Origin of the sequence: Bradyrhizobium sp. 87 (genome assembly GCF_023073015.1) — a bacterium.
Lineage (GTDB): Bacteria > Pseudomonadota > Alphaproteobacteria > Rhizobiales > Xanthobacteraceae > Bradyrhizobium > Bradyrhizobium canariense_D.
In genome coordinates, this window is record NZ_JADPIQ010000005.1 from 1 (window position 1) to 23,374 (window position 23,374).

The window sequence follows — 23,374 nt, forward strand, 5'->3', positions numbered from 1 at the left end:
TTTGCTGTCCAATCCCATCCCAAACCTCCGTCCAAGCCGGAGGCTTCTTTCGCACGTTCATTCGAATTCTGAAGCAAGGGTATCGGCTTCGCGCTTACGGACTACTAGGTAGTCGCGACTTTTATTTTCAAAACCGAGCAATACCAAAGCCCGAAAGTCGGCTGGTGACCGCGCGATTTTATTGCGGTCGAAAGAGAACCAAGTGCACGCTCGCAAATGCTGGCGCGTTGACGCGGCGAGTTTCATGATTGGTAGAAAGTCCCGTGAAAACTTCACTTGCAAAGTGACACTTCTAGAATGCCGCGCATTGGTAACTAAGAGATCGACGCCGGTATCCTTCGAAGGAAGCCAAACCCTCTTGTCCTTGAAGCTGGTCTCGATGTGCTGACCGACCAAGAATTCGCCAGCGTGGACGGTGAACATGGGACGCATTATGTCTCTCTATACAAAGACTGAAATCGGGTCTCCCACCACAGAAAGCAGGTAAAATCTGCTCGGGGTGCTTAAATGCACAATGGCATACCTTTGCCAGACCAAGCCAGAGCCTGCCAGCTCGCGATATATTCGACCATCCAACCCCACAGCACACATGAAAATAAGGCGCCCAGGACGAGATCACCTTGGTGTAGGAGCTGTTGAGCGCTCAACTTCCAAGGCGGGGCGGATTTTCTCCTGTGGCGCAGCCCTACCAGCGAAGTGCCAAGAGGCTGGTGAAATTGGAAGTTGATCCGAATTGCCGCCGGAACCCCCCGCTCTGGCGAGCGAGTTTGGTGGAAATTTTCGAGACGATTTTTGTGGCGTCGGTGCTTGCGGTCTACTCACATCGTGGGCGTGCCTCTGGACCTGGTGCGGTCCTCTCTTTACTCACGGTGTCCACTCACTAAACTTCTCTCATTTCTTCGTTCATTTAGAGGAGTTTTCCCATGTACCGCGCTGCCCTGGCCCTGGGGCTGCTCGTCACCCCGGCCGTAGCTGACGAGATCACCAGCTCAGAGGCTATCAAGCTGCAGATGCTCGGCGAGAAGGCCAAGAGCGATATTCAAAAGCATTTCGAGAGCAAGCACCTGAAAGTGACGGGCGTAGAGATGATCTGGGCCTGCGGTTTCAAAGATGTTGAATGTACGGCGAGCAACAAATTCAAGTTTACTGGCCGCGCCGTCGTGGTGCCGCCCAGTGGTAGCACGCAGGTAGCGGATTGCGAGGCGACGGCAAACCCGGAAGAGACTGACGTCGTTTCGTCCTGCCGGTTGTTCACTCAAAATCTTAAATTTAACAAGGACGAGTGCGCCACCATCAAGGAATACTTCGAGCTGTGCGCCAGGGCGGACGAGGACTACGTGGAGTACCGCGGCGCCGTGAAGGTCTGCCTTCCACAGGTGAACTACAAGGCAGGCTGGGCGCCCGAGATCAGCAAGCTGCTGCTGCGCCACCACATGCCGGAATACGTGGCGGGCAGCCCCGATAAATTCAGCGGGCTGTGCTACCAAATCTGTGATGGCAAAACGACGGCCGCCGAGGCTGCCAGGCAGTTCTGCCCCCGGACCAAGACCTATCATCCCATCATCCCATCATTCAAAAACCAAGGAGGGTGAGATGAAAATGCAATTAATTGCACTGGGGCTGCTGATCGCCACCCCGGCTCTTGCACACGAGCTTTATTGCCCTAACTACCGGCCCAGCCCATGAGGTACCTCGTTCTTGCTGTTGCTGCCGGTCGCGGCGAACGCGAAGGCAAAATTCGATCCGCAGATTTGCGTTGGCAATGGACTTTGCCATGTTAACCCGAACGGCGATATTGAGATGCACATCAGCGGTCCGCCCCACTGCTACTACATCATCGCCACGAAAGACTGGGGCAACCCGACAGCCAAACCGATCATTTCCACCTGCGCATGGGATAATTGCGTCGTATATCTTCTGTTCCTCATCGATTTCGGTTTCGTCTCTCTTCTCGATCCTAAATGCGATAACTTCCGGTTTAAGAAGTGCAAAGCTTTTTCCAGCTTCTCGTTCGCGCGCTAGGCTGGTCACCACCGATCTTGCCAAGAACCGGTCGCGTTCAGATTTTTTCAGATCGCCGACTATTTCTATTGACTGTTGATCGACGCGACGACTTTCGATCCGGGTGTCATCGTTGGGCAGCCGCCAGTTGAACCTAATTCGGTCCCAGCGCGCAAAGCGCTTCGAATGCTCAAGCATCCGGAAGGAAACAGGGTATAGACGGAGCCAATTCCCGTAAAGATCGAGGCCCGCGCAGCAAACAGTTTCCCCATGCCGACGGCCTACCTGGGGGGCTGCCTTAACGATGACGATGGTTTCGGTGCTACCCGATGTAGGCTGCTGTCCTGTCATCAGACTTCTTCGCGGAAAAGCGTTTAGCCGTTAATTTGTTGGCTCGCAAATGAACAACGGAAAACTCGCCTCGTCGCAGCATGGAGCTGGCCACGATGCTCCGATGGCAATTTGTGTGGTCGTGCTCAAAACAAAGCAAACATGCGGTCGTTTGCGACGCTGCCAAGATGGCTTCCTTGAGCGCCTTCTGCGCTACACTGGTCAACATGTGCGCGCCAAAAATTGAACGGAAGTCGGAGTATCGTCCTTCCCGGGCAGCGATCCGCCCCGGTTTTGGATCACCAAGCCCTTTGAGATGTAAGTATTCAATCCCGACACTTGTCAGCCCATCGGCCAGTGCGCCTTTCGAAAAGCCTCGCTTGCGCGAAATCGGCGCATCGCGGAACGTCGATTAGCAGCCGTACCCCGCTGCGCTTTAGATCGGCAAACAGACCGTCCGGGTTCGTGCCTTCGTATCCGATCGTAAAAAGCTTCTTCATCGCAAGCGGCTCCGCGAGAAGCTTTCATCATGTGCGCGATAGGTTGACAATAGGTTCGCAGCACCAGCCCGGCGACCGGCCGAACGGAAGAAGGCATAGCCCCAGTTTGAAGCATTTCCTGCTCCAGCCCATTTGGACCGACGGAGAGGCTTGGCCTCCGCGCGGGGGAATTGGACGCGGTTAGATCGGTACGAGGTATGGAGGGTTCTGTCTGCAATGGACGATCAGGGTGAGGAATTGGCACCCCGATTGCAATTAGTTGCACGGGGCGCCCGACTTTACCCAAAACAAGGCTCTTTCTCTCTTTTCTGAGCGATTGAGAGAGGGGGCGCGGCTCGATACTAGCCTGCCCGAGATGGCGCAGGGCACTAGCCTAGCGCGCTGGAAGTCGGTTGCGCTACAATAATCCGAAGTCTGGTTGCTACGACAGGCGCCAAACTGGCTAGACGTCTCTCACCGCCGCTAATGCTGATCGTGGCCGAACTGGCTGATCTGTAATCGAATATGGCGGAGGGGGCGTATCATCGGCCGCACGCTTTGAATTCAAACGAGTTGACGAGGACTTGTCACAAAGATGATTGAAGTCAGGTCGCCCGAGCCAGGGCTGACAGAGCTTGGCCTTGAGATGGCAACCGCTCTCTAGAAGCCATGCGGTAGTCCTTCCAGACCTTGTCAAGGTCAGCACCGCTTTCGATGAAGTCTTTCATTTTCCTGCTGGCATTATCGGAGAAGCAGGCGATCTTTGTTTTGCCGAACTCGAACACGTGACAGCACGATGGGTCTTGGTCCATGTCGAGCGTATGCCGGATGGCCTTGGCTTGGTTCGAATTTACGCCGAGCAGCTTTGCCAGTTCAGATGCTCGTAGATGATACTTCTTGCGAAGATCGACTTCCCGTACGGCTGCTGCAGCCTCCGGATCGTCGCCGCCCACGTAGCGAACAGGCGCGCCTTCTTTCTTCGAGAAGCGTACCGTAAAGGTTGCCCCTTGCCCGCTGCTACTTGTCCCCACAGAGATCAGGCGCGGGAAGACAGCGCTCAGCTGCTGCTCTTCGCGAATGCCCCGCTCCACCCGGTTAATATCTTTCTCAGACACTTTAACACTGTCGGCGACCAGGGCTTCCATGGCGAGAAGCGCTCTAATGCGCGCTCGTGCCTCGTCGCGCCGTCTTCTTCCGGGTTTCAGCAGATCATGTATGAGCTTGTACTCGCGATCCACTAAAAATGTGAAGTCGCCGGGGGGCAAAGTCGAGACCGGAAGCACGCGGGGCGGTATGTGGGACCGAAGGTCCGTGTCGAGATTACGTTTTAGAAACTCATCGAACGCCGTGACCAGCGCGCGCGTGTGGAGGTAAAGCAGGTCTTCAGCCACATAGACGAACCAATGTTGTGCGGCATCTCGAAGGCTGTCGATCGCACGCATCGTGCCAGCCTGTTCGGCGCTGAGCCCATGGCCGTTCTGGCATAAGCGGAGGCATTTTTCGAAACCTAAAGATTGACCACTTTCTTTGTCGAATACCTTCACCTTCGCTTGCACGAGCGCCGCCTTAAGCAACATCTCGCTGGCGTGCTGAAGATGCAACAGCACTGTCGTTATCCGGCCGTCATCGTCATATGAGTTGAAGGTCATCATCGCAATCCGCAGTGAGGAGATCGCCTTACTGCGTAATGTGCGCGCATCTCTGACAAGTTTCATGGCATCTCCCCCATCGGACACTATTGGCGAGCCAGGGCTCACTCAGCCGTTCGCACTGCGACTTTCAGCGCGCAGGACATGATGGCCAGTAATGCCATACAACAATGCCATTTAATCAGACCATTGAAGGTGCAAAGAGGGTTCAGGTCAGCTCGAACTCGTGCTATTCCGATTTCTCGTGCCTTGGCCTCGCTGTTGGCGCGCTCGCTTATGATCTCTCGAACTCGTGCTTCGATGGATGGAGTCCTGCAGAGCCTACTCGCATTCGCTGGTTTATAGACGTAACCAGCCGCCCGGTAGGCATCCGCTTGGCTCATCCCTGACGCAAGGGAGTTGGCGATAATTTCGTGCGTCGGCTTCGATAGTGTTGGCATCGGGCGTCTCGTTGTCCTTATCCAACCTTATCACGAAATTATCTGATCCAAGTCCTTAGTCCTCTCGATTCGAGTTAACGGCCGACGTAGTGACGTGTCGCGGGTATTTCCGTTCTACTTCCGATTTTGTTGCAAAAGCAGGACGCGACTGTGCGAGCGCGCATCCCGAGAGAGCGCCTAGCGATCCGCGGCGCTCTACCCACGCTCCGCATGTGCCCCGACTTTCGAAAACTGTGAATTAGCTGGATAAGCGAGCAGGTGCCGGCCAACGCTCGTCTAACGTGTCATTCTCGAAGCCGTACGAATCACCCGTCCTAAGGGGTAGTAACGTAGAGCACGGCTCGCGCTGCACGCGCCTAACAATGATTGAAACTCATGCAATTTGTCGCTAACGGCCCCGACATTCCAGACGCTCTTTTGCAAGCACATGAGGAAGGCCGGGTTGTTTTCTTCTGCGGCGCAGGGATTTCCTATCCTGCTGGCTTGCCAGGTTTCAAGGGACTGGTCGACGAGATTTACAGGCGCGTTGGCACCAGCCGCTTGGCCATTGAGCAAGAGGCCTACGAGCGCAATCAATTCGACGCCACTCTCGATCTGTTGGAACGCCGACTACCTGGAAATCGAATCCCAGTTCGACAAAAGCTGGCGGAAGCCCTCAAACCTAAGTGGCGCCGCAAGGGTGCCGCGGATAGTCACGAGGCGCTGCTTGAGTTAGCGCGCTGTCGCGATGGCTCACTGCGTCTGGTGACTACCAATTTCGACCGCGTGTTCGAACGAGTAGGAAAACGTCCCGGCAAGGCATTCGACGCCTACGCCGCGCCGATGCTTCCTATACCGAAGAACAGCCGGTGGAACGGACTAGTTTATCTACATGGTTTGCTACCAGCCAAACCGGACGATACCGCGCTCAACCGGCTGGTGCTCACCAGCGGCGATTTTGGCCTAGCATATCTGACTGAGAGGTGGGCGGCGCGGTTTGTCGGCGAGTTGTTCCGAAATTATCTCGTATGTTTCGTCGGCTACAGCATCAACGATCCGGTACTTCGCTACATGATGGACGCACTAGCTGCCGACCGCATGCTGGGCGAATTCATTCCGCAAGCCTATGCCCTCGGCGATTGCGAGCGGGGGCAAGAACACGCAAAGACGATTGAATGGGCGGCGAAGGGTGTCACACCCATCCTTTACGAGGTCCGCTCGGGCAGTCACTCGGCGCTGCACGATACATTGAAGTTGTGGGCCGCCACCTATCGGGGCGGCACGCTCGGCAAGGAGGGGATCGTCGTTGCGCACGCTCTTGCGCGACCATCCGGCAGCACTCAGCAAGATGACTTTGTGGGGCGAATGCTTTGGGCAGTGTCCGACGAGTCAGGCTTGCCTGCGAAGCGATTCGCGGACTTTAATCCCGTACCGGCGCTCGAATGGCTAGAGGCGTTCTCGGATCAACGATACCTGCACATTGACTTGAATCGCTTTGGGGTCCCTCCACGTAGAGAGGCCGATGACAAGTTACGGTTTAGCCTGGTCCAACGCCCTGCGCCGTATCGACATGCGCCATGGATGACAATCGTCTCAGGTGGAGTTGGCGGCAGCCAATGGGACGACGTGATGTTCCATCTGGCCCGCTGGCTGGCCCGACATTTGAACGATCCAGCATTGCTGATTTGGCTGGCGCAGCGCGGCGGCCAATTGCACGAGCGCTGGACGTGGCTGATCGAGCAACAATTGAACCGCTTTGCTCAATTACTTCGGGAAGGAAGGACGGCCGAACTGGACGAAATCCGTTCCCAATCGCCAAACGCCATTCCCAGCCCATTGATGCAAACAATCTGGCGCCTGCTGCTCACGGGCCGCGTAAAAGCACCATGGCGCGAGCTAGATTTTTACCGCTGGAAGGATCGTCTTAAACGCGAAGGACTGAATACACCGCTGCGGCTGCAACTCCGCGAGCTACTGTCGCCGAAGGTTACGTTGAAAAAGCCTTTCCGTTGGGGCTCAGAAGAGGGCACGGAAGAGGCAACGCGCATTAAGGAGTTGGTCGACTGGGAACTCGTGCTCGCCGCGGATCACGTCCGTACGTCCCTTCGTGATCTGGCGGATGACCAATGGCAAACGGCGTTGCCCGCCGTTCTGGATGACTTTCAGCAATTGCTGCGCGATGCACTGGATTTGCTGCGGGAGTTAGGCGAAGCGGATGACCGAGATGACCGTTCGTACTGGGATTTGCCATCGATCACGCCACATTGGCAGAACCGGGGTTTCCGCGACTGGGTGACGTTGATCGAGTTAGTGCGGGATGCGTGGCTTGAAACCCGCAAATCCGCGCCCGAGCGCGCCCGGCACATAGCGCTAGCATGGTTCGATGTACCCTATCCGACATTCAAGCGGTTGGCACTGTTTGCCGCCAGCCAGGATGACGTTATCAATTCAGAAAAGTGGGTCGAATGGTTGGCTTCGAACAATGGTTGGTGGCTATGGTCCGGGGGCACGAAGCGCGAGACAATGAGATTGCTAGTGCTTCAAGGATCGGAGCTGTCGCCTGCAAATAGAGCCACATTGGAGACGGTAATTTTGGCCGGCCCGCCACGTCACATGTATCGAGAGGGCCTCCCCTCGGGGGATTGGGAATCGATCGTAGGGGACGCAGTTTGGCTGCGTCTCGCCAAACTACGCGAGAGCGGCGGCTTGCTAGGGCAAGACGCTTCTCTGCGCCTCGAAAGCTTGACGGCCGCAGAGTCTCGTCGCCGGTTGGCTAAAGATCAACAGGACGAATTCTCCCACTGGATGAGTGGAACGGGCGACCCCGACTTTGAATCGAAGCGGCGTGTCGACATCGCACCTCGTAAGCGGGCGGACTTGGTTCAATGGCTCAAGCAGCCGCAGCCGAAGATGTCGTCCTTTTATGATGAAGACACATGGCTGGATACCTGTCGGACTCGGTTTTTTCATAGTCTCTTTGCTTTATGCGATCTAGCCAGCGAGGGAATTTGGCCTGCCGGGCGTTGGAGAGAGGCGCTACAGGCGTGGAGCGAGGGGATCCTAATTGCTCGGTCGTGGCGCCATGCGGCCCCCTGCTGGCCAGGATGCCTGACGCGGTTATGCAGGCGACCGCTCACAGCCTTACTTGGTTGATGAGGGCGGCCTCTAAGAGCGCTGATCCACATGAGACGGTCCTGCTCGACCTTTGCGGACGCCTGCTCTCGGTATTTCAGGACCCGGATACTGGGATCAGTAAGGACGGAAAGCCAATCAACGAACCTGTGACGGATGCCATCAATCATCCGATCGGCCACGTCGCGGAGGCACTGCTGAATCTTTGGTTCGAACGCAAGCCCAATGACAATGAAGGGCTGCCTGCTGACATCGAGCCGTTTTTCACAGCGATGTGCGATATTGGAGTCGCGCGCTTCCGTCACGGGCGGGTGTTGTTGGCGTCACACCTGATCGCGTTGTTTCGGGTAGATCGTCCATGGACCGAGAAGAATCTGCTGCCTCTTTTTGACTGGGAGCACAGTTCGAGCGAAGCAAAGGCAGCTTGGGAGGGGTTTCTGTGGTCACCTCGGCTGTACCGCCCCCTCCTCATTGCTTTCAAGCCGCAATTCCTATCTACGGCGCATCACTACCAAAGTCTCGGCGATCATGGCCGACAGTTTGCAGCATTCCTCACCTACTCCGCCTTGGAGCCGGCGGAAGGTTACACGTCCAAGGACTTCCAAGACGCTGTTGGATCCCTGCCAGTCGAGGGCTTGCAGGAAGTGGTGCAGGCCCTCTCGCAAGCGCTTGGAGGTGCTGGTGCGCAGCGGGAGGATTACTGGACAAATCGAGTTCAACCCTTCTGGCAACAAATTTGGCCAAAGTCGCGCGACATAGCGTCGAACAGCCTTTCTGAGTCACTCGCCATCATGTGCATCGCGGGGGGAGATACGTTTCCTTCCGTGCTGGCTGCTATCGCAGATTGGTTACGTCCGATCGAGCACCCTCACTACGCTGTGCATCAGCTCCATACATCAGGACTATGCGCCCGATTCCCAGAAGCTTCACTACGCTTGCTCGCGGCGATCTTAGCGGATCAGTTTTGGGCACCGAGTGAGCTAAAGGATTGCTTGGAAGCTATAACACAAGCGAAGCCGCCTTTGCTTAATGACCATCGGTATCATCGGCTAGCTGATTACGCCCGACGGCGTGGGCATTAGTCGCGATAAGGCTCACATTGGGGTGCGCGCTGCTAACCGGCTAATCGTGGGCTACGCCGGGCTGGGTTCTCGATGTAAGTGCAGCCGGTGTGCTCCGCGCCAGCAATTCCAGCAAGGCCCACGCCATGAGGTCTGCTGACCGAGGTATAGCGGACCAGATTTGCTCACCTTGAGTTTTTCGTATTCTGACCCTTAGCGGCCGCTCCAGCGGCTTGGCCTTTGCGCGGCAACTTTTCAAGTACTTGCAGCGTTTCGTTTGCTGGCCGTCCGGGGCCATCGGAACAAGCATGTGAAGTGTGCGTCGTCGCTGAAGGGCCATGGCCGAAACGACTGGCCGACGTGTATCGCAGCGCAACGACGCTCATGACGCGAACCCGAAGTCCCAGAATGTCCGCTAACACGGAGTTCAGCCGGAATCGGCTTGTTCAAGTCCGCAGCCGAAAAGAAGACGTCGTTAACCGGTGATTTACGAACACCGCTCAATCTAAAACAAACCAACCAAAAACAGCGAGTCGGCACTCTTGGATTCAAAGGTGCGGCTGCAACGTCGGTCGGTTCGTCCGTGGCCGGTCTTACGTCACGTTCGTGTTTTCCCCGGTCATGCCAATTGTGAACTGGTTTGGGAATCGACGCAACGCTTGCCCGTTCGCCCGGATTCCTTGTCGGGCGCGCCGGCAAAGGAGGTAAGGATGGCCAAAGTCTTGGTCGTGACGTCAGGTAAAGGCGGCGTTGGAAAAACCACTTCCACCGCCGCGCTCGGTGCAGCGCTCGCCCAAAGCGGAGAAAAAGTCGTAGTTGTCGATTTCGACGTCGGCCTGCGCAATCTCGACCTCATCATGGGGGCGGAACGACGCGTTGTATTCGACCTCATCAACGTCGTGCACGGCGTTGCAAAGCTTTCGCAGGCGCTGATCCGCGACAAGCGGCTCGAGAATCTATGGTTGCTTCCTGCATCCCAGACTAGGGACAAGGATGCCCTGACCGATGAGGGGGTCGAGCGCGTCATCGCCGATCTGCGAACCAAGTTCGATTGGGTGCTCTGTGACAGCCCGGCGGGCATTGAGCGAGGTGCAACCCTTGCGATGCGCTATGCGGATGAAGCGGTTATCGTCACGAATCCGGAAGTCTCGTCCGTCCGTGATGCTGATCGCATTATCGGGATGCTCGATTCCAAGACTGCAAAGGCAGAGAAGGGCGAACAGGTGAAGAAACACGTGCTGATCACCCGGTATGACTCGGGCCGCGCAGCACGAGGCGAAATGCTCAGCATCGATGACATTCTCGAAATCCTCACCACTCCACTTCTGGGCATCATTCCCGAAAGCCAGGACGTCCTGCGGGCGTCAAACGTCGGCTCCCCGGTCACGCTGAACAACGCCACAAGCGCGCCCGCCCGAGCCTATGCCGATGCGGCGCGGCGCCTGAATGGCGAGACAATTGCGATGATGGTCCCGGTCGAACGCAAGGGCTTTATGGAACGGCTGCTTGGACGGAGGGCGGCATGAGCATGAACTTTTTGCGGTTGCTCCGCCGCCCCGGTTCCGCCCCGGCTGCCCGGGAGAGGCTGCAAATTCTTTTGGCGCACGAACGCGGCCTGCGCGGCCAGCCGAATTTACTGGGGATTCTGCGGGAAGAGATACTTGCCGTGGTCTCGCGACACGTCATGCTCGATCCGGAAAAAGTTATCGTTCGGATGGATAGAGGTGAAAGTGTGTCGACGCTTGAAGTCGATATCGAGCTGCCCAATGACTTCGATAAACGGTTCGCAGCCGCAGGCTGACGCAGGTCCTGCCCCTGAGGAAAGCACGGGGTCATTTACCCGGGAATACCGCGTGGCTTTCGCGAGGCTGCAAAGCTCGACGAGGGAAAACCCGGTCGGCCCGGGATGCTCGACGCACTCGCCAAATTCTTTCAAGCGTTTGCGGTCCTCAATCCGTCACTGCTGCAAGCGTTGCGTCTTCCCGTCGATCAGCCGATCCCCGCCTAGGAGAAATCGAAATGAGCACGTTATCGCGAGAGGCGGCCATAGGGCCAACATCACCTTGGAGAGCACGAGGCAAAACGCGCTCGCGGCGGCTAAGGCAGCCTTCGACGGGACTCCGGCCGCATACCGACCTACGCAGCGGCGGTGAAAGCCGCGGACGTCGCCCACCGCGGGGCGGCCATTGCCAGCGCCGCGGCGAACGGCTTCGATGTCCCACGGCAGACGCTACATGATCTCACGGGGTATGGGTGTGAGAGCTCCATGGGTGTGATGACGCCCTGCATCCGCGACGGCTGCTCACCTCGGCGTGGTGCATTGATCGTGCGCGGACCGGCAGTCTCAGCAGCCGGATCAAGGCTGATGCGGCTCGATCGAATGGCGCGACCGACGGGCACTTTTGTTATCCACAGTGTGAGTTGCGACACACCGTACTGGCGCGATTCGTTATAAAGTTTAGCCCGCGCCTTCATGGCGCTTTCCTCCCTGACCTTGAGCCCGTCGCAAATGACGGGCTTCCTTCGAGGGGCATCGCAGGAACGCTACATCTGCTGCGACGGAATCCGGCTGGGCCTGGACAGTTGCAATCAAGTCCGTGCGGCATAGATCCCGCACGGACTTGATTCATTGGGAACTGGGCTACTCAAATTCCGCGGCCATCACAGCTCTCGATCCATTGCTGGGTGCCTGCGGTTCTTCACCTTGTCAGTGCTTTTGCGTGCCGCCGCGGTAGGGCCGATCGCGATGCTTCGAGACGAGACCTTCAAGGCCCATGCGGCAGGCCGCCCGGAAAAGCTCCGGTCCGATCTCGGCATGCTCGAACGGCGCCACCGTTAGCATCGTGTCCGCGTGGGTTTCTTGGTCAGACATCAGTTTTAGCTATCCATCTATCTTGATCAAATATACTGGGAGGCCAGCATCTGCCGATCGCGCCGCGGTCTGCTCTCGGTAAAGCTTCTTTTCGTCGGAATTGGACAGTCGCACGCGCAAGGTTGCGAGTTCGTCACAAAGAGGTCTGCCGTCCGAGCGAGCCGAACTGAGCTTGTCGCGGACTCTTTGGTCGGCACAGATCGTCTCAGCATCCGAATATTTTCGAGTTGAAAAAGCAATGACCGGGTTTCGATCCACCTCGATTGTGAATACCGAGAGCGAAAGCTTGCCGTCCATAATGCCTTTGTCCCTAAGCTTCACGCCCTTTTTCGCTGCACGACGGTCATCAATCGCGCTAGGCGCCTGATCCGCCGGACCCTGTTAGCGATGCCCTCGCTCCTCCTAAGTCTTGGGCTCGTCGGCTCCCAACTCATGGGCACGAGAGACAGAGAGCCCCCAATGTTTCGCTACACTAGAAGCGTCCACGAATTCGCTCAAAGCAATGACTGGATGACTCAACGGCTTCGGCGTGGCGCTCAGCAGTAAACGTCCGGTCTGCCCCTATGAGCCGAGATTTGGCTACACCGCCCCGAAGAAAGCGATGGCCGAAATGGCGACATTCGCGCCGTGGCAGGGCGCCATCAAATCAAGCAACGATGAGCGCCCCTTTGCATATCCTACTTGGGGGCCGGCTTGTCGTAGAGCGGTTTGCCCTTATCGACGATGTGCACCGTCAGCAGCTTCACCGCCTCAACGACCTTGAAAGACCCGTGGGGAGTATCCCGAATATTTACAGCAGCAATGCCGGTTGGGGCACTTGTTTGCCATCCGGAAGTTCAATGGTGCCTCCTTCTAAAACGTAAAATGACTCTTCTCCATGATGGATATGGAGCGTTGAGGTATCGCCGGGCTTGATCTCCGAGATGCTGGTGATGACCTCCATATTTGTGCCGGTCAAATCCGCTCGCTTTAATTCCTTTCGAAATGGCGAGTCTTGGGCGTTTGCTGCGAATGTGAAAAGTGACGCAAGTGGAGTCGGTTCAGTACACTCCCACCGGGGGTTGCCCAGCGTGGGTGCTCGGTCTAGGCTGGTGCTATTGCTCAAGCGAGGAGACGGACGTGGCGACAGGTACTGTGAAGTGGTTCAACTCGACCAAAGGCTTTGGGTTTATTCAGCCAGACAACGGCGGCAAGGATGTTTTCGTGCACATTTCCGCTGTCGAAAAAGCGGGACTGAGCACTCTCAACGAGGGTGCGAAGGTGAGCTACGAGGAAATGAGCAACCGCGGCAAAACGTCGGCCGAAAACTTGAGGGTTGGCTAGCGATAATATGCCTGCCGGTTCACGCTGGCGGGCCTATTGGCTAAAGCGGACTTCGCTTGATTTAGGGTCGACCCGTTTATAGTCTGAGCCTCATGGCACCCGTGCATCCAGATCTGGATGCAGGACGAGGCTCTCCTGAGCACTGGCTTCGTTGCGGGAGCCCATAAAGACCGCCGGTGTCGCCCCGCGATTGACTGCTACATGCGGCACGTTAGCAGGGATGAAGACATAGTCGCCGGGCCGAACGCTGTCGCAATGTTCCAGCTCCTTTCCGGTCCAAAGCTCAAGGACATCTCCGCTCATCATGTAGAGCGCCGTTTCGTGTTTTGCATGTACGTGCGCCTTGGTGCGAGCTCCGGGCGGGAGCGCCATCAAGCCGAGCCAGATTACCTGCGAGCCAGCTGTTTCCGCACTGATGCCTGGCTGATAATCGGACCCTTGTTCAGTCCGGTATCCGGACGCCCCCTTTACCACCATACCGCGTTCGCTGGGCAGGAGATACGGTAACGTCGCGGTTGCGCTGCTCATGATTGGCTCTCCTGTCTCGTGTGCGGCAGTATGATCTCCCGGAGTCGATGGGGAGTCCTTAAAGGCTTTCCGAAAACTTCCAAATTGTTCCAAATGGCCGCTACGCAGCCTGTCGTACACAGGTTAAGCTTGCGGCATGAAATTCAGCTTCGGTCCGTTCGTCCTGGATACCATGCGCGGCACGCTGACGCGCGACGGACGCCTTGTGCCTGCCAACCAGAAAGTGGTCGCGCTACTCACTGCGCTCTTGCGGACGCCGGGGGAGACGGTGGGGAAGACCGAGCTCATGGACGCGGCGTGGCCTGGCGCGGCCGTTGAGGAGAGCAATCTGTCGGTTCAGATTGCGGCATTGCGAAAGTTACTCGGAGGCAGGGGCGACGGCGGCGAGTGGATTACGACAGTGCCGCGCGTCGGTTACCGTTTTGCCGGCTCCTTGTCGGGCAGTGACGGCAGCTGCTTGGGCTCAGGTCAGGAGGTGCGGCCGCTAATCGCCGTGCTGCCTTTCAGCATTGCCAGCGACGAGGTGGGCAAAGAGTATCTTGCGCACGGTATCACCGACGACATTATAACGGCGCTGTTCCGCTACCGGTGGTTTCGTGTGGTGCTGCGCGCTCTGGCTCTCTCACAGGGCGAGGGACTAATGGATGGCGCAAGTGCCGCCGCTAATACGTCCGGCGTGCACTATGCGCTGCATGGCAACGTACGACTTGCGAGGCAGAGGCTGCGCATTTCGGCACACCTTATTGACGCACAATCTGGCGAGCATCTTTGGGCCGAGCGCTACGATTTAGCGATGGCCGATGTCTTCGCGATTCAGGACGAGATTGCTGAGCGCGTGGTCGCGGCGATCGAGCCCGAGCTCTTGAAAAGCGAATCGCTCCTCGCGGTCACCCGCCACAGCGGCAACGTGACCGCCTGGGATCTCGTGCGGCAAGGCATGTGGCATTTCCACAAGGTGACGCGAGAGGGTCATCGTGCCGCGCGCGAACTATTCCGCCACGCTTGCAACATTGATCCTGAATTACCTGAAGCCTACAGCTGGCTCGGTCGGGTTAGCGCAGGCTTGATTGCTTACGGCTGGACTGACGACGCGAGCGCTGATGGTCGGGAAGGAGTAGCGGCTGCCACCCGTGCGATTGTACTGGATCCTCGCGATCCGTATTCGCATTACGCGTTCGCGATTGCGCACTGTTATGCCGGCTCTGCCAACACTGCTGTGCTTGCGGCGCAAAGTGCGATAGGGATTAATCCGAGCTTCGCGCTTGGCCACCTCGTCCTTGGCATGGCGTTGCTCTTTGATGGCGACGCTCGACGCGCTATCGCACCGCTTGAGCATGGATTGACGCTGAACCCAAACGATCCGCAAAATGTCGCTTGGTATGTGCTTCTTGCATACGCGCAACTGCTTGCGAATGACCCCTGCGGGGCACTCGATAGCGGTAATCGCGCGCTCGCTGTGCGGCCGCACTTTCGCCCTGCATTTGAGGTCCAGGTTTATTCTGCGGCTGCCCTCGGTTGCCTGGACGAGGCAAAACGATGGCTCGCGCGAATGCACGAAGTCGGCGGACCGGGTAGCTATTTCGTGGTACCACTTAGAACAAACAATCCAAGCTACGACGTGCGCATTACAGAATTGACTAAAAAGGCGGTGCTATAGCCGTGGACCACCCGCCCAGCCGTTCCCATGTTGCGTCCTCGCTGTCCGCTTCTGGCCCGAACGCGAAGTCTAAGTAGCGTCCCAGGTGGTCGGCTCATAGTGGATGACCGGAAGAAACCCGCCGGCAGTCCTAAGGGCGTTCATGACCCGTTGCAGACGAACCGTCTCTCACTCAAAATCGCGCTGTTCCAGCGTCTAAACCAAGTCCAAGGCGTCCGGCAGTGACGTAGATCGAAGGATTCAAGGCGATATGCTTGGTGGCGGCGTGCACATCGCGAACGGCGCGTTCCAGTGCGCTGGTTTCGAAGATCGAGCCTGCGCCGGCCTCCGTCGCCACGCTGTCAACGATGCGACCTGCGGTCTCGCCCGCATGGGCTGCGGCCATCCGCAATCTCAGGCGCGCGTCGACGAGGCGATGGCCGCCAATATCAGTCGCAGTCATCAGCTCCGTCATCGCCTCGAGAAGGAATGCTCGTGCGGAGTTATGCAGCGTCTCGGCGCGACCGATCACTGCCTGCACGACTTCCCGATCGCGCATGAGACCGGCAGTCCCGAGCCGCCCCTTGTTGCCGCCCGCCAGCTTTGCAAAGCTCTCCATGGCACCCCGTGCGATGCCCAGTGGCACCACTGCAATCGTCCAGGCGAATGATGAGAGAGCTGGAATGCGATAGAGCAGCCCACCTTCAGCGGGTTTGTGGTCAATAAACGGGTGCATCCATTCGGCAGGAACGTAGGCATTGTCGACTTCCCAGTCCGAACTTCCGGTGCCGCGCAAACCTGAAACGTGCCAAGTGTCGTGAATCGTGACCTGCTTTCGTTCAAAATAACAGCAGAAGCGCGGCTGGTCAGGAGCCTGATTTCCGCCCATTGTCACCAAACCCATGAAGTGGGTGCCATGCGGTGCGCCACTTCCGAACGGCCATCGTCCCGAGACGCGGACTCCGCCATCGGCAGGCATGGCGATCCCTACGGCCCCCGTTGCACTCACGATAAACGTGCGGCGGTCTTCGAACCAGCGGCACACTACGGCAGGAGGCAAATAGCCGCCGACGCGGCTCATACCGCCTCCATTGCCAACCAGCCAGCCGACAGCTCCGTCGAGCGCTGCTGCGCGTTCTACGACGCTCATGAAGGCGAGCGGCGACAACTCAGGGCCGCCAAGGGATGCGGGTAGCCAGAGCCTGAAGAACCCTCCATCGGCCAGCGCTTTAACAACGTCTTCATGCAGTTGCCGTTCACGATCGAATGCCGCCCGATGTTCGGCAATCAACGGCTGGATACCTTGAAGAGCCTCCAGAAAAGGGGCTGCACTGTCATCTTCTCGCATAAGTCCATAGTCGGCATTTGCTTCCGGGGAGCAAGTCCGAACATTTCATGTGCAGATGAGATGATTTCATCTACATTCTCCCAATGCGAAAGTTACCCCCCTTGACGGAGTTGCGCGCGTTTGAGGCCGCGGCACGTCATCTGAGCTTCAAGCATGCAGCGGGTGAACTTGGCGTCACACCGACAGCCATCAGTCATCAAATCAAGCTTCTGGAGCAGCATTGCGGCCGTCCGCTATTCCGTCGCCGGCCGCGCCCGCTGGCGCTGACCTCGGCAGGCAGGCAGTTGTTTCCGGTTGTTCGGGACGGATTCGGAAGATTTGCCGAGACGCTTTCCAATATCAAGAGCAGCCACGCGGGCCGCCATCTGCGCATCACGGCGACAAACGCCTTTGCCGCCCGCTGGCTATTGCCACGGCTGCAGTCTTGGCGGGCGGCGCATCCACGGCTCAAGCTTGACATTGTCGGCACTGACGTCGTGCTCAATCTCGAGTCGGACGAAACCGATGTTGCGATCCGCTACGCTCTCGGGCCACCGGCCGATGGAAATGTTGTCGAGTTGATGCGCGACACCTTCTACGTGGTAGCAAGCCCAAAGCTCGTGGACACGCGAGCGACGAAGACGCGGCCGGTCGATCTGGCGCGACTTCCGCTCATCGAGGCTGCATGGCCGCCGGGCGATACACACGCGCCGACGTGGCAGCGCTGGCAGCGGGCGGCACTCCCCTTGTCCAAGCGCAAACTTGCTTCGCTTGTGAGTTTGCGGTTTCAAGAGGAACTTCACGCCATCGAGGCCGCCATCGCCGGTCAAGGTGTAGCCATCTGCAGCGATGTCCTGGTCGCCCCCGAATTGGCGAGCGGCCTGCTCGTTCCGGTATCGCCGGTCGCTCTGAGTGGCTATGGATTCTACATCGTCCATCGCGCGGGTGCCGGGAATGGTCCTACCATAAGGAAGTTCATCGCTTGGGCCCGGGCCGAGGTCTAGTTCGGCGCTACGTCGACGGCAATCACCGCTTGTACGCCCGTTGCCGCCATTGGTTACTGGGGCCGCAATGTCTGCCTTCAGGAGATTAGTCGACCTCGGCCCAAGTCGGTGCGGAAGTCAGCCCGTGACCCGGAGCTGACATTCGCATCGGTGCATGGCCTCAGCTCCCGCAGCCGAGGTCTTGTTACGGCATCTTCGAATCCTGCTGCAGCAATCAGTCTGACGGCGCGAAGTGCATCCCAGTTCTTTTGGTCAGCCTCATCAAGCGCTGATTTGCGAGGAGTCCAGTCAAGCTTCCTGCATCCCCTTCGCTGCAGGACAGACAGCCCGATGCATGCAAACCCTGCTCCATCTGGCCGGAGCGCGAGGAAGCGATCTTCGTTGCCGAAGAATCTGGAACGCTGGCGAATTTCATGCTTTACTGAAGCATCACCGGCCGAGGCTTTGTCCGTAGGCGTCGGTGGCTGAGAGACGCGCGCTCCCGCCTGCATGTGCAAGGGAGCGATCATGCCGCACCGCAAGCTAATAGCGCGCCTACAGGCAGTCGGCGGTCTGTCCGAACGAGATAAGCTTAGACTCGCGCGCATGCCATACAGGGTGAAGTCCCTGGCTGATGGCGAATACGCGGTGCGCGAGGGAGACAAGCCCGGCAGCTGCATCGTTGTGATCGAGGGCTTTCTTGCTCGGCAAAGAGTGGTGAATGATCGAAATCAGATCTCGTCGTTCTACCTGCCTGGGGACATGCCCGACTTGCCTACCCTGCACTTGCCGATCGCCGATTGTGATCTTTGCAGCGTAGGCAGTTCGACGATAGCCGCTGTGCCCCATTCATCTCTGAGAGAGATGATGGCCGAATCTCCCGGACTTACACACGTTTTTTGGCGCGAAACGCTGTTACAGGGTGCCATCTATCGTGAATGGGTTGAAAATCTCGGAGCGCGCCAGGCCTTAGGTCGACTCGCGCATCTTCTTTGCGAGCTTACCACTCGCATGGAGTTTGTTGGACTGGCGGACAACGGCAGCTTCCGAATTCCGCTCACGCAGCAAGATGTTGCGGATGCATGTGGGCTTTCAATAGTTCACGTGAACAGGACGATCCAGGAACTCCGGGGTTTGGGCATCATTGAATGGGAAAACCACATCCTGACTCTGCTCCGCGCCGACGAACTACAAGTTGTAGCCGAGTTCAGCCCTGAATATCTGCATGAGTTGAACCCAAGCAGAGGATCTGTCAGCAAAGCTGGCCTAGGGTTTTAGGAACGTCCGGGCATTTACTCATTTTCCCCAAATGCCGCGTTTTCATTTCGACTATCATGAAGCGGAGCGGGTCACTCGCGACGAGTTCGGCCAGGAAATACAGAGCCTTGCTGCAGCTCACCGGATGGCGATGATTGCCTTAGGCGAGGCCGTGCGCGATTTTACTTTTGCTGCTCGTCCGGGCACCATCGCGATAGTCGTTAGGAATGACGGCGGCGTTCTCCTGACAGTCTCTGCCACTGTTGAGCAGACTGAAAGCTGGTGAACCGGGCGGCGAGAAGCCGTTGATCGGTTTCGATGGTGCATGCTGACCGTGCTCGAAAGCGGCATGATGTGCCAGAACTCAACTCTTACGAAACGACAAAGAGAAGGGCCGCCTCAATTCCCACTGGTCAAAAATTCCTCTTGATGTTGCGGCGCAGCGAAGGCATTCTCTGATCCTCGTCGGACCCGATTTTGATCGGGTGGCTCGGCCGGGCGCCTATCCTCCGGAAACCCTCAGCGAATAAGCAATCTGCTAATCATGGCCAACCGGGTTTTGCCCGCCGCCTCTCGCTGTTCATATCGGTTCCAGAAATGAGTTTTTTCCAATCGTTGCGCCGTGAGTGGCTGAGCAACATCCCAACCGAACTGCTGTCGGGCATCCTCGTCGCGCTGGCTCTCATTCCGGAGGCAATCGGGTTCTCGATTGTCGCCGGTGTCGATCCCAAGGTGGGCCTCTACGCCTCGTTCTCGATTGCCTGTGTCACCGCCGTTGTGGGTGGCCGACCAGCCATGATTTCGGCGGCCACCGCCTCAACCGCCGTTCTCATGATCACCTTGGTGCGCGACCACGGCCTGCAATATCTGTTCGCGGCGACGGTCCTGATGGGACTGGTCCAAGTAGCAGCCGGCGCCTTGCGGCTAGGTCTGTTGATGAAGTTCGTCTCGCGCTCCGTCATGACTGGCTTCGTCAACGCGCTTGCCATCTTGATCTTCCTGGCCCAGCTTCCTCAACTGATCCACGTCGGTTGGGAAACCTACGCGATGGTCGGTGCGGGTCTCGCGATCATCTATCTTTTCCCCTACATGACGAAGAGGGTGCCGTCGGCCCTCATTAGCATCATCGTCCTGACCGGCTTCACGATCTATTCCGGTATCAAGCTGCGCACGGTTGGAGACATGGGTGAATTGCCCTCAAGCCTTCCCTTTTTCGCTGTGCCTCAGGTTCCGTTCAATCTGGAAACGCTGAAGATCATCCTGCCTTACTCATTGACGATGGCTGCGGTTGGATTGCTGGAGAGCCTCCTGACAGCGTCAATCGTGGACGACATGACCGACACCGGCAGCAATAAAAATAGGGAATGTGTCGGCCAAGGCGTCGCCAATTTTGTCACGGGCTTCCTTGGCGCGATGGGCGGGTGTGCAATGATCGGGCAATCCGTGATCAATGTTACCGCCGGTGCTCGGACACGACTTTCAACGTTCTTCGCCGGTGCATTCTTGCTGTTTCTGATTGTTGTTCTTGGCGATTGGGTCAAGCAAATCCCTATGGCAGCATTGGTCGCGGTGATGATCATGGTCTCGATCAGCACTTTCAACTGGTCGTCCATCATCAACTTGCGTTCGCACCCTGTAAGCTCCAGCGTGGTGATGCTGGCGACGGTCGTCGTCGTGGTGGCCACTGGCGACCTTTCGATGGGCGTGCTCACCGGCGTCGTCCTAAGCGGCGTCTTTTTCGCTGCAAAGGTGGCTCGGTTACTCGGGATCGTGACCGAGCTGTCGGCAGATGGCCGGGAGATTACTTATTTTGTCGCCGGGCAGGTGTTCTTCGCGTCATCCAATAGTCTCGTCGATGCATTTGACTATCAGGATGTGCCAGGGCGCGTTCGCATTGACGTGACCGATGCGCATTTCTGGGACATCACCGCAATCGGCGCGTTGGATGACATCGTCCTGAAGCTTCGTCGACACGGTGCGCATGTCGAGGTGATCGGCCTGAACGAGGCGAGTGCGACAATGGTGGAGCGGTTTGGCACTCACCATAAGCCAAATGTGCGGCAGAAGCCTGCGCACTGAAGCGTTTGTCTCCAAAAAGGAAGCCTGGGCGCGTGCCTGGAACCATGCCGATGGAAAGTTGAGACGTCGCCTGTTGGCCCGTCGCCGACCTTCGCTTACAGGGCCGCTATGTCTGCCTTGAGGAGATAAGCCGACCTAGGGCAACTCGGTGCGGGGGTCAGCCTGTGTGAAGGGTTTCGGATGCCGGCCGCATGATTGACGGCGCGGCACATTCGGGCGGCCGGCGTCCGAAAGCCTCCAAGGGAGATGCTATGCAGCAGACGGCGGCGGTGAGGAAGGTAAGGATATGGCATTCATCGGCGCTGATGTGAACCGATGGAGCACCCCATGCAGAAGTTGAACGACCTGAGCCGATCCCTCACGTCCCTCAAACCGGACGGCACGCTGATCGCCGTGATCGAGATGAGCCTGTCGAGCTGGCTCGTTGCGGGGATTGTGCCTGGCGTCGAACGCCAGCCGTCGAAGAAGCTTGAGGTCGACGAGAACGCCTTGCTGAAACTGCTCAATCGCTGGCGAGAAGAGGCGCAGAAGAAAGGATACGGAATCGAACGCATCGCGGTCGCTTTCGAGGCCGGCCGTGACGGTTTCTGGCTGGCCCGATGGCTCAGGGCGCGCGGCATCGAGGCGCATGTCATTCACGCATCGAGCGTAGCGGTATCGCGCGAGCACCGGCGCGCCAAGACCGATCGTCTCGACACCGAACTGCTCAAACGCAGCTTTCTCGGCTGGTTGCGTGGCGAGCGTGATCACTGCAAGATGGTCGCGATCCCGACAATCAAGGACGAAGATGCCAAGCGCCCCAACCGTGAGCGCGAGAGCCTCATCGGAGAACAAAGTCGGATCGTCAACCGAATGAAAGCGGCGTTGATCCGGCTCGGCATCCGCGGCTTCAATCCCAAGCTGAAGAAAGCTTCCGAACGCCTTGATGGCTTGCGCTCCCCCGAGGGCGAGCCGATCCCGCCCAACACCCTGGCTGAGCTGCGTCGCGACATGGCGCGCCGGCGGCTCGTCGGCGATCAGATACGGCAGATCGAGGACGCTCGCCTGGAGCGTCTCACGCAAGCGCCCAGTGATGGACCACACGCAATGGTGCGGCTGTTGGCGCGGGTGATCGGGGTTGGTGTCGAGACCGCCGACATGCTGGTGCAGGAGGTACTGTCGCGAAGCATGCGCGACCGACGGGCTGTAGCGCGTTATTCCGGCCTCACCGGCTCGCCCGACGAGAGCGGCAGAAAACGCCGGGAGAAAGGGCTGACCCGTTCCGGCAATGCTCGAGTGAGACGGGGCATGATCGAATTGGCGTGGCGATTTCTCAGGTTCCAGAAGGACAGCGTCTTGGCGCAGTGGTTTCGAAGCCGTACCGAGAACGCCCGCGGGGCGCGCAAGACCATGATCGTGGCCTTGGCGCGCAAGCTACTGATCGCCCTGTGGCGGCTCGTGCGGGAGGGCGTAGTGCCGGACGGCGTCGTTCTGCGGCCGGCATCATAAACACGGAGGTCACTGAAGAAGACCCAACAGTTTCGGCCTTGTCCGTCCGCTGGTGACGGTATCGCCGATGACGGTTCGAGGTGGCGGGGTCCCGACGCGTTTCCTTGGCTTCAATGCCGAAAGGGAGAATGGGTCCGCCGCTTCGGAGCTTCGCTGCCGATGCGCATGACTGCATCATGGTTCGGGTCCTTGGACCCACCGGATACAAGGTTGTGGCGCGATTGATCGCGCCCGCAAGCGGGCTCCCCTCCGATCGTCATCCCGATCGCACCAACCGTGCCGTCGTGCTCGAAGCTGTCAAGGTGTGGCCTGGCAACGGTGGAGCCTGTCGTAAGATTCGCGCGACGGCCAACCTTGACAGCTTCTGCGCGCGCCAGCGCAAGCGAAGTGCGGGTCGGGACGAAGAAACGGCTCTCAGATCGAACAAAGAAAGTGACGAAGGAAAAAAGATGCGCCGACCTATCGCCTCTTGAAATGCCGCCTCCTTGACAAAAGCCCATACAAGGAAACCGCGCATGGTGGGCAGGACTGATGCGGCAGGCTCTATGGGGATTTGAGCGCTGCAGGCGAGCTTGGTGATGGAGTTCGAACCGGTGCAGCGCGCGGCACGACGCTGTCGCTATCATCGAATGGGCGGTGGACGTTGTCGAACGCGATCAATGATCGACGGATGGGCGACGACCGATGAGCGTTCGGGTGCGCTGCGCCGTCGCCGGTCGATGAGCGGCGGGCATGACGAACAGCTTTGCGGAATGGCCGATGCGCGGTCATGAGGTGTCGATCCTGATGGCGCTGATTGGCGCGGTCGAT

General features: G+C 58.1%; 21 protein-coding genes and 1 other annotated feature. Of the genes, 13 read left to right on the plus strand and 8 right to left on the minus strand.

Features of this window, described 5'->3' with window-relative positions; all coding sequences use genetic code 11:
• Window positions 1-57: 57 nt before the first annotated feature.
• A complete protein-coding gene (locus IVB50_RS00935) occupies window positions 58-432 on the minus strand; it encodes a hypothetical protein (RefSeq protein WP_247293938.1) in 375 nt (124 codons plus the stop codon).
• A gap of 491 nt (window positions 433-923) precedes the next feature.
• On the opposite strand from IVB50_RS00935, the gene IVB50_RS00940 reads away from it, so the two are divergent.
• Window positions 924-1,592, plus strand: coding sequence for a hypothetical protein (locus IVB50_RS00940; RefSeq protein WP_247293940.1), 669 nt, complete (start codon window positions 924-926; stop codon window positions 1,590-1,592).
• 106 nt (window positions 1,593-1,698) lie between these two features.
• Entirely contained in the window at window positions 1,699-2,022 is a 324-nt protein-coding gene (locus tag IVB50_RS00945) for a hypothetical protein (protein WP_247293942.1), read from the plus strand.
• A 1,393-nt stretch (window positions 2,023-3,415) separates the two neighbouring features.
• On the opposite strand, the gene IVB50_RS00950 is transcribed toward IVB50_RS00945, so the two are convergent.
• Entirely contained in the window at window positions 3,416-4,525 is a 1,110-nt protein-coding gene (locus IVB50_RS00950; RefSeq protein ID WP_247293943.1) for a hypothetical protein, read from the minus strand.
• 749 nt (window positions 4,526-5,274) lie between these two features.
• Here IVB50_RS00950 and dsr1 point away from each other — a divergent pair.
• From dsr1 to minE, 4 genes are all read left to right on the plus strand, one after another.
• The gene (dsr1, locus tag IVB50_RS00955; protein WP_247293945.1) at window positions 5,275-8,031 is read left to right on the plus strand and encodes an anti-phage defense-associated sirtuin Dsr1; all 2,757 of its coding nucleotides are present in this window, start codon (window positions 5,275-5,277) and stop codon (window positions 8,029-8,031) included.
• Complete coding sequence (locus IVB50_RS00960; RefSeq protein ID WP_247293947.1) at window positions 7,998-9,092, plus strand: hypothetical protein; 1,095 nt, start codon at window positions 7,998-8,000, stop codon at window positions 9,090-9,092. Before dsr1 ends, IVB50_RS00960 begins: the two co-directional genes overlap by 34 nt.
• Before the next feature lie 689 nt (window positions 9,093-9,781).
• Entirely contained in the window at window positions 9,782-10,597 is an 816-nt protein-coding gene (gene minD / locus IVB50_RS00965; protein WP_247293949.1) for a septum site-determining protein MinD, read from the plus strand.
• A complete protein-coding gene (gene minE / locus IVB50_RS00970) occupies window positions 10,594-10,872 on the plus strand; it encodes a cell division topological specificity factor MinE (RefSeq protein ID WP_247293951.1) in 279 nt (92 codons plus the stop codon). The genes minD and minE overlap by 4 nt, the downstream gene beginning before the upstream one ends.
• Before the next feature lie 906 nt (window positions 10,873-11,778).
• On the opposite strand, the gene IVB50_RS00975 is transcribed toward minE, so the two are convergent.
• The 3 genes from IVB50_RS00975 to IVB50_RS00985 all read right to left on the minus strand — a co-directional run bounded on the left by IVB50_RS00975 (window position 11,779) and on the right by IVB50_RS00985 (window position 12,901).
• The gene (locus tag IVB50_RS00975) at window positions 11,779-11,943 is read right to left on the minus strand and encodes a hypothetical protein (protein WP_247293953.1); all 165 of its coding nucleotides are present in this window, start codon (window positions 11,941-11,943) and stop codon (window positions 11,779-11,781) included.
• A 9-nt stretch (window positions 11,944-11,952) separates the two neighbouring features.
• Window positions 11,953-12,240, minus strand: a complete 288-nt coding sequence (locus tag IVB50_RS00980) for a hypothetical protein (RefSeq protein WP_247293955.1) — start codon at window positions 12,238-12,240, stop codon at window positions 11,953-11,955.
• A 493-nt stretch (window positions 12,241-12,733) separates the two neighbouring features.
• Window positions 12,734-12,901: a cupin domain-containing protein gene (locus tag IVB50_RS00985; protein ID WP_247293965.1), complete on the minus strand. Its 168-nt coding sequence runs from the start codon at window positions 12,899-12,901 to the stop codon at window positions 12,734-12,736.
• 161 nt (window positions 12,902-13,062) lie between these two features.
• Between IVB50_RS00985 and IVB50_RS00990 the strand changes: the two genes are divergently transcribed.
• The gene (locus tag IVB50_RS00990; protein WP_247293967.1) at window positions 13,063-13,266 is read left to right on the plus strand and encodes a cold-shock protein; all 204 of its coding nucleotides are present in this window, start codon (window positions 13,063-13,065) and stop codon (window positions 13,264-13,266) included.
• Between the two features lie 90 nt (window positions 13,267-13,356).
• On the opposite strand, the gene IVB50_RS00995 is transcribed toward IVB50_RS00990, so the two are convergent.
• Entirely contained in the window at window positions 13,357-13,794 is a 438-nt protein-coding gene (locus IVB50_RS00995; RefSeq protein ID WP_247293969.1) for a cupin domain-containing protein, read from the minus strand.
• 136 nt (window positions 13,795-13,930) lie between these two features.
• On the opposite strand from IVB50_RS00995, the gene IVB50_RS01000 reads away from it, so the two are divergent.
• Complete coding sequence (locus IVB50_RS01000) at window positions 13,931-15,451, plus strand: winged helix-turn-helix domain-containing protein (protein ID WP_247293971.1); 1,521 nt, start codon at window positions 13,931-13,933, stop codon at window positions 15,449-15,451.
• Between the two features lie 172 nt (window positions 15,452-15,623).
• On the opposite strand, the gene IVB50_RS01005 is transcribed toward IVB50_RS01000, so the two are convergent.
• Window positions 15,624-16,778: an acyl-CoA dehydrogenase family protein gene (locus tag IVB50_RS01005; RefSeq protein ID WP_247293973.1), complete on the minus strand. Its 1,155-nt coding sequence runs from the start codon at window positions 16,776-16,778 to the stop codon at window positions 15,624-15,626.
• A gap of 101 nt (window positions 16,779-16,879) precedes the next feature.
• On the opposite strand from IVB50_RS01005, the gene IVB50_RS01010 reads away from it, so the two are divergent.
• The 5 genes from IVB50_RS01010 to IVB50_RS01030 all read left to right on the plus strand — a co-directional run bounded on the left by IVB50_RS01010 (window position 16,880) and on the right by IVB50_RS01030 (window position 22,564).
• Complete coding sequence (locus IVB50_RS01010) at window positions 16,880-17,761, plus strand: LysR substrate-binding domain-containing protein (RefSeq protein ID WP_247293976.1); 882 nt, start codon at window positions 16,880-16,882, stop codon at window positions 17,759-17,761.
• Between the two features lie 507 nt (window positions 17,762-18,268).
• Window positions 18,269-19,018, plus strand: coding sequence for a Crp/Fnr family transcriptional regulator (locus tag IVB50_RS01015; protein ID WP_247293978.1), 750 nt, complete (start codon window positions 18,269-18,271; stop codon window positions 19,016-19,018).
• A 31-nt stretch (window positions 19,019-19,049) separates the two neighbouring features.
• Window positions 19,050-19,283 carry a hypothetical protein gene (locus tag IVB50_RS01020; protein WP_247293980.1) on the plus strand — a complete coding sequence of 78 codons (234 nt, stop codon included), beginning with the start codon at window positions 19,050-19,052 and terminating at the stop codon, window positions 19,281-19,283.
• Window positions 19,284-19,461: 178 nt separating this feature from the next.
• Window positions 19,462-19,516 (plus strand) — a sequence feature (sul1 is cis-regulatory element that is thought to sense ions involved in sulfur or methionine metabolism; They are found in Alphaproteobacteria).
• 78 nt (window positions 19,517-19,594) lie between these two features.
• On the plus strand, window positions 19,595-21,076 hold the full coding sequence (locus tag IVB50_RS01025) for a SulP family inorganic anion transporter (protein ID WP_247293982.1): 1,482 nt from the start codon (window positions 19,595-19,597) through the stop codon (window positions 21,074-21,076).
• Window positions 21,077-21,403: 327 nt separating this feature from the next.
• Window positions 21,404-22,564, plus strand: a complete 1,161-nt coding sequence (locus tag IVB50_RS01030) for an IS110 family transposase (protein WP_247293994.1) — start codon at window positions 21,404-21,406, stop codon at window positions 22,562-22,564.
• A 543-nt stretch (window positions 22,565-23,107) separates the two neighbouring features.
• Here IVB50_RS01030 and IVB50_RS01035 read toward each other — a convergent pair.
• Window positions 23,108-23,374 (minus strand): hypothetical protein (locus IVB50_RS01035; RefSeq protein WP_247293996.1); only part of this gene is annotated, 267 nt, incomplete at its 5' end.